At 63.3% G+C, this 12,879-nt stretch carries 11 protein-coding genes; 5 read left to right on the top strand and 6 right to left on the bottom strand.

Going from position 1 to position 12,879, the window contains the following annotated elements:
* Positions 1–10: 10 nt before the first annotated feature.
* From BM338_RS08215 to BM338_RS08205, 3 genes are all read left to right on the top strand, one after another.
* Positions 11–439 carry a MerC domain-containing protein gene (locus BM338_RS08215; RefSeq protein WP_090450407.1) on the top strand — a complete coding sequence of 143 codons (429 nt, stop codon included), beginning with the start codon at positions 11–13 and terminating at the stop codon, positions 437–439.
* A gap of 61 nt (positions 440–500) precedes the next feature.
* On the top strand, positions 501–1,472 hold the full coding sequence (locus BM338_RS08210) for a cation diffusion facilitator family transporter (protein ID WP_090450406.1): 972 nt from the start codon (positions 501–503) through the stop codon (positions 1,470–1,472).
* 76 nt (positions 1,473–1,548) lie between these two features.
* On the top strand, positions 1,549–1,710 hold the full coding sequence (locus BM338_RS08205) for a 30S ribosomal protein THX (RefSeq protein WP_090450405.1): 162 nt from the start codon (positions 1,549–1,551) through the stop codon (positions 1,708–1,710).
* 64 nt (positions 1,711–1,774) lie between these two features.
* Here the strand turns inward: BM338_RS08205 and BM338_RS08200 are convergent, their stop codons facing one another.
* The 5 genes from BM338_RS08200 to BM338_RS08180 all read right to left on the bottom strand — a co-directional run bounded on the left by BM338_RS08200 (position 1,775) and on the right by BM338_RS08180 (position 9,373).
* On the bottom strand, positions 1,775–2,536 hold the full coding sequence (locus tag BM338_RS08200; RefSeq protein ID WP_090450404.1) for an FkbM family methyltransferase: 762 nt from the start codon (positions 2,534–2,536) through the stop codon (positions 1,775–1,777).
* Positions 2,537–2,570: 34 nt separating this feature from the next.
* Positions 2,571–4,778 carry a hypothetical protein gene (locus BM338_RS08195; RefSeq protein WP_143109274.1) on the bottom strand — a complete coding sequence of 736 codons (2,208 nt, stop codon included), beginning with the start codon at positions 4,776–4,778 and terminating at the stop codon, positions 2,571–2,573.
* Positions 4,779–5,121: 343 nt separating this feature from the next.
* The gene (gene hutI, locus BM338_RS08190) at positions 5,122–6,354 is read right to left on the bottom strand and encodes an imidazolonepropionase (RefSeq protein WP_090450402.1); all 1,233 of its coding nucleotides are present in this window, start codon (positions 6,352–6,354) and stop codon (positions 5,122–5,124) included.
* Positions 6,351–7,802 carry a chloride channel protein gene (locus BM338_RS08185; RefSeq protein WP_090450401.1) on the bottom strand — a complete coding sequence of 484 codons (1,452 nt, stop codon included), beginning with the start codon at positions 7,800–7,802 and terminating at the stop codon, positions 6,351–6,353. Before BM338_RS08185 ends, hutI begins: the two co-directional genes overlap by 4 nt.
* Positions 7,799–9,373, bottom strand: coding sequence for a bifunctional GNAT family N-acetyltransferase/carbon-nitrogen hydrolase family protein (locus tag BM338_RS08180; protein WP_090450400.1), 1,575 nt, complete (start codon positions 9,371–9,373; stop codon positions 7,799–7,801). Before BM338_RS08180 ends, BM338_RS08185 begins: the two co-directional genes overlap by 4 nt.
* A gap of 92 nt (positions 9,374–9,465) precedes the next feature.
* Between BM338_RS08180 and BM338_RS08175 the strand changes: the two genes are divergently transcribed.
* Positions 9,466–10,827, top strand: a complete 1,362-nt coding sequence (locus BM338_RS08175) for a formimidoylglutamate deiminase (protein ID WP_090450399.1) — start codon at positions 9,466–9,468, stop codon at positions 10,825–10,827.
* A gap of 107 nt (positions 10,828–10,934) precedes the next feature.
* Positions 10,935–11,099, top strand: a complete 165-nt coding sequence (locus BM338_RS21595; RefSeq protein ID WP_177229272.1) for a hypothetical protein — start codon at positions 10,935–10,937, stop codon at positions 11,097–11,099.
* Between the two features lie 783 nt (positions 11,100–11,882).
* On the opposite strand, the gene BM338_RS08170 is transcribed toward BM338_RS21595, so the two are convergent.
* Positions 11,883–12,803: a LysR family transcriptional regulator gene (locus tag BM338_RS08170; protein WP_090450398.1), complete on the bottom strand. Its 921-nt coding sequence runs from the start codon at positions 12,801–12,803 to the stop codon at positions 11,883–11,885.
* Positions 12,804–12,879 lie beyond the last annotated feature (76 nt).

Here is a 12,879-nt window from a genome sequence, read left to right as displayed (position 1 = left end):
GGACAGACCGATGGATTCAGGGCAAGTGAGCAAATCCCGCTGGTGGCAGGTCGCCGATCGCGTCGGCGCCACAGCTTCCTTCCTGTGTGCGATCCACTGCGCGGCGTTGCCGTTCGTGCTCGCTTTGCTGCCGCTGCTCGGTCTGGGTTTTCTCGCCGACCATCGTTTCGAGCGTGGCTTTGTGATCTTTGCCTGCGTGCTGGCCTTGATCAGTCTGCTCAATGGTTATCGCCGTCATCACCGCAGCCTGCCGCTGCGTCTGGCGATGCCGGGGCTTGCGTTGTTGCTGATTGGTGTGACGTTCGCCGAGCGCTATTCAATCGGCCTACACAGCGCGCTGGTCACCTGCGGTGGCTTGCTGGTGGCGTCGGCGCATTTCGTGAACCTGCGTGCGGATCGCCAACAGGGCCATGTGCATAGCGTGGATTGCGCGCATTGATCCGCGAGCTAACGCAGCCTCGTGATTGTGTAACGGCGTACGCGCTTCCTAGCATGCGCACATGAGCAGCACGCACACCCATTCCCACGATCATCATCACGACCACGCGCATGGTCACGATCATGCGCGCGAAAACGTCGCCGGCATGTCGGGCCGCGAGCGCAAGCTGGCATTCGCGTTTGCGCTGACCACGGTGATGATGGTTGCCGAAGTCTTCGGTGGCCTATGGTCCGGTTCGCTCGCACTGCTTGCCGATGCCGGCCACATGATGGTCGATTCGCTGGCGCTGCTACTTGCAGTGATTGGCGCGTGGATGGCACGGCGACCGGCGGATGCGCGGCGTAGCTACGGTTATGGGCGCGTTGAAGTGCTGGCGGGTTTTCTCAATGCGCTGACCCAGTTCGCGCTGGTGGGTTTTATCGCTTACGAAGCCATCGAGCGTCTGTTCACACCGAGCCCGATTCTTTCCGGCGTGATGTTGATCGTCGCGTCGATCGGTCTGGTAGTGAATCTGGTGGTGCTGCGTACGCTGCATGGTCACGACCATGACGACGTCAATGTGGCCGGTGCCGCGCTGCATGTGCTGGGCGATCTGCTCGGCTCGGTCGCGGCGGTGCTGGCCGCGCTCGCGGTGCGCTGGATGGGTTGGCTGTGGGCCGACCCGGTATTGTCGCTGCTGGTCTCGCTGCTGATCCTCAACAGCGCGTGGCAACTGCTGCGCCGTTCCGCGCACATTCTGCTGGAAGGCGTGCCCGAAGGTCTGGATACCGGCGAAGTGGAGTCGGCGCTGCGCACGGCCGATGCCTCCATCAGTGATGTGCATCATCTGCATGTGTGGCAGCTCGCTTCAGGCTCGCGCATGGCGACGGTTCATGCGGAACTGCACGAGGAAGGCGACAGTGCGATCGCCATCCTCGCCATCAACCGCGTGCTCGCCGAGCGTTTCGGCATTCGCCACGTCACGGTGCAGATCGACCCCGGGCATTGCCCCGACCCTGCGCATGGTTGTGCCGGCGGTGCCCGCTCGCACTGACCCGGCCTATTGCGCTTTGGGCGGCCGCTGATACGATGATCGGCCGTCCAACTTACGTCGAATCAAGGAGTTTCCCATGGGCAAGGGCGATCGCAAGACCCGTCGTGGCAAGACTTATCGCGGCAGCTATGGCAACACCCGTGTGCACGGCGCGCAGCCGGCCGTGGTCGGCGCCAAGGAGACCGTGACCAAGCCGGCCGCCGCCAAGAAGGCAGCGCCGAAGAAGAAATCGGCCTAAGCCGCTTTTTTCCGCTGGATCCAGGCCCCCGCTTATGCGGGGGCTTTTTTTATGGCTGCCTGGATTACAGCTCGTGGCGCGCTTCCAGCTCGAAACGGCCCTCCACCGGCGAGGCGATCACGTTCTGCGATACGCAGCCCGGGAAGATATTGCCGGGGTGCTCGGCGTAATTGTCCGGGTTGTACAGATAGGGCACATGCGACCAGCAGCGATAGCCCAGGTCCTTGAGTACCTGGATCTCGGCTTCGGCCAGCTCCAGGCCCGCCATGCGCGCATAGATCATCGGGCGATACTTGCGGATCGTCTCGGCCGCGCCGGAGAGCAGGTCGATCAGCGTGCCTGGCAGGTTCACTTTGATCAGGTGCAGCGCATCGAGTCCCAGGTCGTCGATGGTGAGCGTATTGACGATCTCATCGTCGCCGGATTTTTTTGTCGGATTGCCGGGCAGGGATGACAGCGCTGACTGACCCTTGCTGCGACCCAGCCAGCGCGCATGCGTGTACACATTGGTGAGCCCGTTGATGGCAACGTTCGCACAAGTCTGCTGGAACAGCAGGCGCCGCGGCTCGGCCACATGCACCTGGCCGCGCTCACCGACGGCCTGCGCCAGCCACAGCGCGTGCGCGCCGTAGTCGCCGCCGAATTCGAGCACGCTCTGGCCATCCTGGATCAGGCCGCTCAGCAGGTCGATTTCCTGCTCGGCCCATTCGCCGTAGAGCTGCAGCGAGCGCGAGGCGGGACAGTCGAGCGGCACGACAGCGGTGAGGCCGTAGCGGGTATTCCAGAGTCGCGGATTCTGATCGGTACTGATCGTCTTGTTGTTCATGGCGAAAAACCTTGTCGTCTAAAGTTGGAAATGTTCAGTGGCTATGGGCGGCGTTGCGTCGCAGTCGCTCGCTGGCTTGCCAGGCTTTGTCCTGGGTGGATTGCGGCAATGCCGCCGCCCACTGCCTGCTAGCTTCCTGCCAGGTGTCCATCAATGCGGATGCAGGCGTTCCGCTGCGCCACGCTTCCTCGCAGAGCTGGCAGGCGCGGGCGAAATCCGCATGGCGCAGATAGGTCTGCGCCATGCGGTGAAGCGTCTCCGGCCGGGCAACGGAGATAACTTCGAGACGGCTGGTGAGGTCGAGGGCGACCCGGCCCTGGACAGGCATGTCCGGCAGCGCTTCATAGGCGAGCTGGATGGCGAGCCGGCATTGCAGGCTCTCTGCCCGCCAGCGCGGATGACTGTCGGCAAGAAAGGCGTGCATGAGCGCGTGCGAATACGCTTGCTTGGCCTGCTCGGTCGACAGCGTCATGGCTCTGGCCAGTGATGTAGTCGCTACGGCGATGGCGATCTCCGCGGTGGGCAGGCGCGCGAACAACTCGTCGATAAGCGCTTGTGCGGCGTCGAGACTTTGGGCACGAACGCCGCCTTGTTCCACCGCCGCGCGCTGGACTAGCACTTTGACGTGGAGCCGTTGCGCCTCATCGGCGTAACCGGGTGCCGCTTCGAGCTGCCGGCATATCGCTTCGGTTTCGGTGTACTTGCTCAGTGCGCCATCGCCGATCTGACACTGCGCCCAGTACAGCAGCGCGCCGATCCAGGCTTGCAGCACCGCGCCATCGCCGTGCTGGATCACCATGGCATAACGCGCCTGCAGATTGCGCAGGCCAAGCAGGCGGGTGGCGCCTTTCTGGCGGGCAAGGCCGGCGAGTTCGAGATCGATCAAGCGCGCTTGCCAGCGCGTCTTTTCGTCGCCCTCCGTGCGGTCCATGCTGTGCCGGGTCAGCTCAACAGCCATCGCGTAGATCGAATCGGCTTCTGCCTTGCTGACTAACGCCATGCGCATCATCAGTATTTGGACGAGTAACCACTCGGCACGGGGTTCGCGCTGCCGCATTGCATCGAGAAGTATGACTTCCAGTTCATCCAGTAGTGGCTGGGGCAGCGCGGCCGGACAGGCGATGCCAGGCAAGGATTCGGTGCCCTCGATAAAGAAGGCTGGCTGCGATTCGTAGCCAGCCAAAGCCAGGGACTCAAGCCTGTCGAGGAGCGTGTCCACCCTTGTTTCTTCAATCGCAATGGCGATCGGTGTTGGCAAGGTGGATGCAGGCGGTGCGGGCTCTTCGGGATGCATGATCGCGGGCGGGGATGGGTCAAACGACTTATGCGCAACCGCCATGCTCTGGGATAGCACGCCAGGCCGCTCCTCCCAAACCGTGCGGATGGTTTTAGTCTCGCCATATTTCAAAACGAACGGAATCAGCGAAGGCGAGACATCACCCGCGGTGATGAAGTACCAGCCGTGCCACTGATCAAAATTCTGCTTTTCATTCGACCAGGCCAATAAGGGTTGAGATTCGCTCTTAGGCGCAGCGACTGGCACGACGGCGGCCACGGGTATGGATGCAGCGATAGGTGCCGGTGTCTCTTCATTCACCGCAGTCGCGAGTGTGATCTTCGGCATACGGTGGTGCGAAACGACGGTGTGTTGTCGGTTGCGACGGCGTGTCATCCATCGCAGCAGGAGTATGACGAGCAAAGTCAGCAAAAGCGGGATCAGCCAAAGGACAAATGATTTGCCCCATACGATGGCGTCATGCCAAAGCTTGACGGCGAAACTCGTCGGCTGTGCGGGAGAGAGGGGTATTTCTCCCGCTCTGTCTAGTGTTCCCGCCGCCGTCGTGAAATCCATGGATGGTGGTGGCAAAACGTTCGCTGTTTCGTTTCCAGATTCGGCGGCGCCTTCGGCCGATGAGTCCGACTTAGAAAGATCATCGGCAGGATCGCTGCCGGACAGAAAACCGACGGTATGCTCTGCTGATTGTTTGCCTGGCGCATCATGCTTCGATGCCGCATGTCGTTTTGCCTGCGTCGCATACGGGGGGGGAGGTGAGACATCGTTCGATGATGATGGCTCCACCGACTCGCTGGCTCGCTCCGTCGAGCGTGCAATCTGTCGCACCGGTGTTTGGTCGGTTTTGTCGGCGCCATCAGGCCGATACGCGCAAGCGGCAAGAAACAGGCTAAAGAAAATCGCCGAGCGGAGAGCGCGCCAGTTCACGCTCGATAGGAGGCCGCGCACCAGAATGCTCGAGTCGCGACCATGCCTGGACTCCCGTCCTTGCGGACAGAGTGCCGAGCTTTGTCCATGCTGGAATGTTTGAAACCTCACTATCGCTCCTCAAAGACGCACCACCCCGCAAAGGGGCAGGGTGATTCGAATGGGCGTGTTGTGCGGGAAGCGTTAGCACGCCGCGCGACCGATGGCAGCCATGGCCGAAGTCGCTGTGTTGGCGTGCGATGCTTGAAAGGATGCCTGCGATGCTCCGCGGCGAGCCCAGTCGGAGCATGGTATTTGCATTGTCCTTCGGAATGTTCCGAAACTATCTAGTAAACCAAGGGCTTAGATGACGCCCATAGATGGCTTAGCGGCGGTCGATGGGATGGCCCGCGACATAAATGGTGTGGACGAGATCACCACCGATCCAATAGCAAAGCTCTGCTGGCTGATCCACATTCCATACGACGAGATCCGCGCGCTGCCCCGCGGCCAGCGTGCCCCGATCACTCAGGCCCAATGCTCCTGCCGCATGGTGAGTAACACCACGCAAGGCTTCTTCCGGCGTAAGTCGGAACAAGGTGCAAGCCATGCCAGCGGCGAGGCGCAGCGACAGCAAGGGCGATGTGCCCGGATTGCAATCGGTGGCGATGGCCATGGCGACGCCGTGCTCGCGCAGGCTGGCGATGGGCGGCAGTTTCGTTTCGCGCAGTGCGTAGAACGCACCGGGCAATAGCACGGCCGTTGTGCCTGCCGCGGCCATGGCGCGGATGCTGGATTCGCTCAGGTACTCCAGGTGGTCGGCCGACAAACCGCCGTATTCGGCGACCAGGGCGGCACCCTCCAGATCGGAAAGCTGCTCCGCATGAAGTTTCACCGGCAGGCCGAGCGATCGCGCGCACTCAAACACACGTCGTGTTTCCGCCGGCGCAAAACCGATGTTTTCGCAGAAGGCATCTACGGCATCGACGAGGTCCTCGGCAGCGAGAGCGGGCAGCACCTCGTCGCAGATCAGGGCGACGTAATCGTCGCGGCGTTCCTTGTATTCCGGTGGCAAGGCATGCAGGCCAAGAAATGTGGTGCGTACGGTGACGCCCAGCGTTTCGCCGATACGTCGTGCCACGCGCAGCATGCGGCGTTCGCTTTCGAGGTTCAGGCCATAACCGGATTTGATTTCGACCGTCGTCACCCCATCGGCGAGCAGAGCACGCGCGCGCGGAAGCGATTGCGCCAGCAGCTCGTCTTCGCTTGCGGCACGCGTGGCTTTGACGGTCGAGACAATGCCACCGCCTGCCCGCGCGATCGCTTCGTAGCTGGCGCCATTGAGGCGCAGATCGAATTCATGAGCGCGGTCGCCGCCGAAGACCAGATGGGTGTGGCAGTCGATCAGGCCAGGTGTGATCAGCGCGCCGCCGACACGCTCGACGATGCCAGCGTCGCGTTCCGCGTTGGCCGGCAGATCGCTGCGGCGCCCGACCCAGGCAATGCGGCCTTCGTGCAATGCGATGGCGCCATTCGCTATCAGGCCGTAAGGCTCGTCGCCGGTAAAGGTCGCCAGCGTGGCGTCGATCAACAGACGGTCCCAGGAAGTGGTGCTCATGTCGGCTCGCGTGATTCGGGTGGGATGGGCGTAGCCGGATCTTCCACGATGGTCTCCGCGTCGGCCTCGCTCTCGTTGTCTTCTTGCGCCTTGCGCTGCGCGACTTCCTGCTCGTAGCTCTCGATCAGCCGGTCCGCCAGGGCGCGATATACCGGTTTGCGGCACAGCAAGGAGGAGGCCGCGCGCGCTAACAGGCACGTGGCCATGATCGGTATCGCCATCTGCTGGTTGGCGGTGAGTTCCATCGAGATCACCGTGGCGGTGAGCGGTGCCTGCGTGACGCCGGAGAGATACGCCGCCATCGCCAGCAGCACGACCGCGGAAGCATCGGCGCCAGGCACCAGTGCGCTGATGTTGTTGCCGAGCCCGGCGCCGACCGCCAGCGCGGGCGAGAAGATACCGCCCGGAATGCCGGCCCAGAACGAGGCGATATTGCCGAAGAACTTGAGCACGCCGAAACCAACCGTGGTGTCGGTGTGTCCTTCGAGAATCGCCCTGGCCTGCGCGTAGCCCGTGCCATACAGACCGGTATGCGTGAGCTGGCTCAGCAGTACCAATGCCAGGCCACAACAGGCGGCGAAGATCACCGGCTGGCGTCCGCGCAGGCGGCCGATAAAGCCGCGCACGCCGTGGTCATGCGGCAGGATCAGGCGCGCAAACAGTCCGCCCGCCAGGCCGCAGATCAGGCCGGTGGCGAGCACCGCCCACCATGCCTTTCCCAGCGGCAGGCCGATGTCCATGCGTCCGAAATAGGCGTAGTTGCCGAGAATGCCGAGCGACACCACACCAGCGATGATCACCGCCGTCAGCAGGATGCCGCTCATGCGATGCTCGAAGGCGCCGCTCATTTCCTCGATGGCGAACACTACCCCAGCCAGCGGCGTATTGAACGCGGCTGCAAGGCCGGCGGCGGAGCCGGCGAGAATGAAGCGACCCGCTGCCGCCGAATCGGCGAAACCGAAACGACGGCCAAGCGAATACAGCAGGCCAGCACCCACATGCACCGTGGGGCCTTCGCGTCCTACCGATGCACCGCCAAGCAACGCGGCCAGTGTCAGCGTCATCTTGCCAATCGCAACACGCAACGACAGAAGGCTCTGACGAAAACCTTCGTCTTCCACTTTCAGCGCAGCGATCGCCTGCGGAATACCCGAGCCACGCGTGGGCTTGAGCGCACCCTGGGTCAACCAGGCGAGCAGGGCGAACATCAGCGGCGTGATCACAAACGCCCACCAGCGGCTATGCGTTACCACTGCATGAAACAGTCCGAACACAAAGTCGGCGGCCTGCGCGAAGCCGACCGCGGCTAGGCCGACCAGGACTGCGCCGCTCCAGAACAGCACACGGCGGCGCCATTGCACCGGCGAGAACAGTTCGGAATCGGCCAGTCGTTGAAAGCGTCCGCGCGGTTCGGGCGAGGTATCGCGAGCGTCGTCCGGCTCGCTCATGACTGGCCGTCACGCTTGGACGTCCAACGGGTTTCGTACAGGTCGAAACGGCGATCTTTCAGGTTCTGCACCGCGCCCGCGTTACGCGCGCGGGCGAGGCTCTCCAGGCGCAGGTCGGCAAACAGCACGGTCTCAATGTTCGGCTGCGAATCTGCCGCGATGCCGTCGCGCGCGAACGGGAAATCGCTCGGGGTGAGAATGCAGCTCTGGCCGTACTGGATGTCGAAGTTGTTCACGCCCGGCAGATTGCCGACATTGCCGGACAACACCACATAGCACTGGTTTTCGATGGCGCGCGCCTGCGAGCAATAGCGCACGCGCAGATAACCTTCGCGCACATCGGTGCAGAACGGCACGAACAGAATCAGCGCACCCTGGTCGGTGAGGTGACGCGCGACTTCGGGGAACTCGGAGTCGTAGCAGATCATCACGCCGATCGGTCCGCAGTCAGTCTGCACGGTCGCCGCACTGTCGCCGCCGATAATGTTCCACACCGTGCGCTCGCTCGGCGTGGGGTGGAGTTTTTCGCGCTCGTGGATCGAGCCATCGCGCAGGCACACATAGCAGACGTTATGGATATCGCCGTTGATCTGCTCGGTGGGGTGCGAGCCCGCAATGATGTTGATGTTGTAATGCACCGCCAGCCGGCTGAAGAGTTCCTTCACCTGCGGCGTGTACTGGCTGAGCTTGCGGATGGATTCCACCGGCGACAGCTCTGCGTTTTCTATCGAGAGCAATTGCAGCGTGATCAGTTCCGGAAAGGTCACGAAGTCCGCGCTGTAATCCGCCGCGATATCGGTGAAGTACTCCACCTGCGTGGCGAACTCGTCGAACGATTTGATCCGGCGCTGCAGGTATTGCACGGATGCCACGCGCACCGAATCGGGCAGGCGCTGCGGTGTCGGGATGGAAGGAATGTCCGGCTGGTTGAGCAGCCGCGGGTTGCGCCACACCAGGTGCGCCGCATAGCCGAGCGACTCGTAGTCCGACGGCACGTAGCCGCGGAGCACGCCGATCACCTCGAAATCGTTACTCAGCTGGAAGCTCAACGTGAGGTCGCGCCGCTTGCCTTCCACCACGGCCTGCACGTAGGCCTCGGCGCTGCCGTAGCGCTGCATGTTCTTGGCCAGGCCCGGGATGCGTCCGCCGAACACGATGCCGCGCAGCTTCAGGTCGCTGCATAGCCGCTTGCGCGCGTGATACAGGCGCTGACCGATGCGCATGCCGCGATAGTCCGGGTGCACCACCACTTCCATGCCGTACAGCCAATTGCCATCCGGCTTGTGGCGCGAGGCCATGCCGCCGCCGGTGATCTGCATCCAGGTGTGCGGCGCCAGCGCAGTGGCTTCGTCGATGCGGAAAGTGGCGCAGTAGCCGACGATCCGGCCCTCGTACTCGACCACGAACTGGCCTTCGGGGAAGTGTGTCTGCTGGGAGCGCAGCATTTCCGCCCCATGGCCCCACTCGGGCGTGTACACACGGGCGGTGAGGTCGACCAGGGCCGGTACGTCGGCAGGTGTCGCCTGGCGCACCAGCAGCTTGGGGGTGTGCTCGTTGGTCTTCTTGGCCATCCCGGCATTATGCCGTAGCGAAGTCGATGCCCGATGAACCTCGCGGTCATCCACCCCGGCTACACTCCCGCCATTCGCATGGGAGCCACACGATGAGCGACACCACCCGCACCTACAGCGCCGACCAGCTTTGGCTGGGCGAGGGATGGAGCGCCGACGGCGCTTTTGCCGTCGATGCGAGCGGGCATGTGGCGCCATCGATAGGCAGTGCGGAGCGGCTGGGCGCCTGGGTGCTACCGGGTATGCCCAACCTGCATTCACACGCCTTCCAGCGCGCCATGGCCGGCCTCGCCGAGCGCAAGGGCAAGAGCGACGACAGCTTCTGGACCTGGCGCGAAACCATGTATGCGTTCGCCGCCAAGGTCGGGCCCGACGAATTGAAGGCGATCGCCGCGCAACTGTATGTCGAGATGCTCAAGGCTGGTTATACCCAGGTCTGCGAATTCCACTATCTGCATCACCAACCCGACGGCACCCCATACGCGCAGCCGGAGGCGATGTCGCTGGCGTTGATCGAGGCCGCGCGCGAAGCCGGCATCGCGCTGACCCTGCTGCCGGTGCTGTATATGACCGGCGGTTTTGATGGACGCCCGCTCACGGCGCGCCAGCGCCGCTTCGGTCACGACCTCTCGGCCTATGTGCGCCTGCTGGAAATCCTGCGCAGTCATGAGCGCGACGACCTTCGCGTCGGCATCGCCCTGCATTCACTGCGCGCCGTGCCGGAAGAAGCGATGCGTAGCCTGCTGGCGACCACCGCGGCGAAGGATGTACCCATCCATATCCATATCGCGGAACAGATTGGCGAAGTGCAGGACTGCCTCGCCACGCGCGGCGCGCGCCCGGTCGAATGGCTGCTGGATCATGCCGAGGTGAACGGGCGCTGGACCTTGGTGCATGCCACACATCTGACCGGCCACGAAACCTCGCGGCTGGCGCGCAGTGACGCTATCGCCGGTTTGTGTCCAACCACCGAAGCGAATCTCGGCGATGGTCTGTTCCCGCTGGCCGACTATCTCGATGCGCACGGCACGCTGGGCATCGGTTCCGATTCGCATATCTCGATTTCGCCGGTGGAAGAGTTGCGCTGGCTGGAGTACGGCCAGCGTTTGTCCACGCGTCATCGCAACATCGCCGCGCGCCGCGAAGGCGACAGCGTCGGCGAAACGCTATGGCGCGCCGCCCTGCGTGGCGGTGCGCAGGCGGCTGCGCTGCCGGTGGGCGAGCTGCGCACGGCCGCGCGCGCAGATCTGCTGGTGCTGGACGACGAGTCGCCGCTGCTGGCCGCGCGCGACGCTCGCTCGCTGATCGATAGTTTTCTGTTTGCCGGCAATACGCCGCTGGTGCGTCACGTGATGTGCGGCGGGCGCTGGGTGGTGCGTGATTTCCATCATCACGACGAAGCTGGTATCGCCGCGCGCTATCGCGCGGTGGTCGAGCGGTTGGCACGGGGTTGACCGCTGGAATCAGCGGCTGAACGCCAAGCATCCGTACTTATTTGCGACGTCAGCGCGCTGCGTGATGCGGCGTTTTTCGGGACACCTCCCCACTTTGGAGCGTCCCCATGTCACGCCTCAGAACCGTTTTCCTGTTAGCCGCCGCATCTGTCGTTGCCTGCCTGTCGCTGAGCGGTTGTGTCGTGGTGGCGCCGCGCCACGGCGGTGTCTGGGTGCCCGGTTATTGGGGGCCGCCGCATGTGTGGGTGGAGGGGCATTGGCGCTATCGCTGATCGCCTGCTCAAAAGCACTGATTCTGTATCGATATGCCCCTCCCCCTGCTTGGGGACTCCCTTCGATCGCAAGGGGGGCATCGCCTCTACTTCGTCATTCCGGCGCAGGCCGGAGGCGCTTCACAACAGCGAAGCTGGTCATCCAGTGCCTTATCGCTCGGTTTTAGCGTCTGCGTGCCCTGGCTCGCCTGCCGCGGGCTTCCGAACCGCTGCCGCGGTCCGGGTCACTTTCTCTTTGCTGGCCCAAAGAGAAAGTAACCAAAGAGAAATGGCCTGAAGAGCAGGCGGTGCGCTCTGTAGCTGCGCCTTTTCCAGTGTCAGACGTTTGGAGGGTTTTTCTTTTTGCTCCTCTCCCTCTGGGGAGCGGGTTGGGGTGAGGGGCGGGTGCTCGCGACGGCGTTGCTAGTAGCCACGTCGCGATAAGCCGACACCCAAAGTAGGGAGCCGCGAACCAAGGGTTTACCCCTCCCCAGCCCTCCCCTGTCCCACGGGACTAGCTTCGCGTCGCAAGCAGGGGAGGGAGAAAGAGCAAACCCGACGCCTGACACTGGAAGATGCGCAGCTACAAAGCACGCCGCGCTCTTCCCGACCATTTCTCTTTGGTTACTTTCTCTTTGGGTCAGCAAAGAGAAAGTGACTCGGGCGCCGGCAGGCGTCCGAAATGCCCGCTGCATAAGCGGCCAGGTCGCGATAACCCAACGATTGTCGCGAACACAAAGCAAACCTCTCGGCACCGCTCCATATCTTCCGGCTCAGAGGTTTAGAACAGCCCCGAAGTGCCAGCTATTTTCGGGTCGCACCCTGCGCGGGTTGCATTCGCTCGCGCAGAAAATCCATCAGCGCGCGCAGCTTCGGCGGCACCTGGAAGCGGCTGGGATAGTAGAGATAGAAGCCTTCGTACGGCGGCAGCCAGGTATCCAGTACGGTTTCGAGCCGGCCGGCGGCGATAGGTTCGCGCACGGCCGGTTCCACCGTATGTGACAGGCCCAGGCCGTCCAGCGCGGCACGAATGGCGAGCGCGGGGTCGTTGACGATCAGCGGCCCATCCACGTCGATCTCGAACCAGCGGCTGCGCTGCGCGAATTCCCAACGATAGATGGCGCCGCTGCTGATGTAGCGATTGCGGATGCACACATGCTCTTGCAGATCGCGCGGATGCTGCGGGCGTCCATGCTGTTTGAGATAGCCGGGCGAACCCACCACCACCGAGCGCACAGGGCCACCTACCGGCACCGCCACCATGTCGCGCGCCAGTCGTTCGCCGAGCCGGATGCCGGCGTCGTAACCACCGGCGACCAGATCGACGAGCCCGCCGTTCACGTCGATATCCAAGGTGATTTCCGGCCACGCGCGCAGAAAGTCGGCCTGCATCGGCGCGATCAGCCAGTCCAGCACGATCTGCGGCACGGTGATGCGCAAGGTGCCGGCGGGGCGGTCGCCGTGTTGACGCAGTTCGTCCAAGGCGCTGTCGATCACCGCGAGTGCCGGCGTGATGCGTTCGAGAAACTGCCGGCCCGCTTCGGTCAGGCCGACCTTGCGCGTGGTCCGCTGCAACAGGCGCACGCCGATGCGCTGTTCCAGCTGGCGCATGGTCTGGCTGAGCGCGGATGCGGTCACCTCCAGCTCCGCGGCGGCGCGGGTGAAGCTGCCGTGCCGGGCGATCAGGTGGAAGGCGCGCAAGGCGGGGGTGTGGTCGTCTCTCATTAATTAGCGTTCCTTAATAACGCATCAAGAGAATCCCTATTTTTCTTGCTAATCGCAAGCGGCAAACTGTGCCCAT

It is taken from the genome of Dyella sp. OK004, assembly GCF_900114495.1.
GTDB lineage: Bacteria > Pseudomonadota > Gammaproteobacteria > Xanthomonadales > Rhodanobacteraceae > Dyella_D.
Note: the sequence above shows the minus strand (reverse complement) of the source record. Positions and strands in the feature narration are given on the sequence as shown.

Bases quoted from the DNA above. Each gene is read 5' to 3' on its own strand.
- BM338_RS08215 (WP_090450407.1), top strand. From the start codon at position 11: ATGGATTCAGGGCAAGTGAGCAAATCCCGCTGGTGGCAGGTCGCCGAT.
- BM338_RS08210 (WP_090450406.1), top strand. From the start codon at position 501: ATGAGCAGCACGCACACCCATTCCCACGATCATCATCACGACCACGCG.
- BM338_RS08205 (WP_090450405.1), top strand. From the start codon at position 1,549: ATGGGCAAGGGCGATCGCAAGACCCGTCGTGGCAAGACTTATCGCGGC.
- BM338_RS08200 (WP_090450404.1), bottom strand. From the start codon at position 2,536: ATGAACAACAAGACGATCAGTACCGATCAGAATCCGCGACTCTGGAAT.
- hutI (WP_090450402.1), bottom strand. From the start codon at position 6,354: ATGAGCACCACTTCCTGGGACCGTCTGTTGATCGACGCCACGCTGGCG.
- BM338_RS08185 (WP_090450401.1), bottom strand. From the start codon at position 7,802: ATGAGCGAGCCGGACGACGCTCGCGATACCTCGCCCGAACCGCGCGGA.
- BM338_RS08180 (WP_090450400.1), bottom strand. From the start codon at position 9,373: ATGGCCAAGAAGACCAACGAGCACACCCCCAAGCTGCTGGTGCGCCAG.
- BM338_RS08175 (WP_090450399.1), top strand. From the start codon at position 9,466: ATGAGCGACACCACCCGCACCTACAGCGCCGACCAGCTTTGGCTGGGC.
- BM338_RS21595 (WP_177229272.1), top strand. From the start codon at position 10,935: ATGTCACGCCTCAGAACCGTTTTCCTGTTAGCCGCCGCATCTGTCGTT.
- BM338_RS08170 (WP_090450398.1), bottom strand. From the start codon at position 12,803: ATGAGAGACGACCACACCCCCGCCTTGCGCGCCTTCCACCTGATCGCC.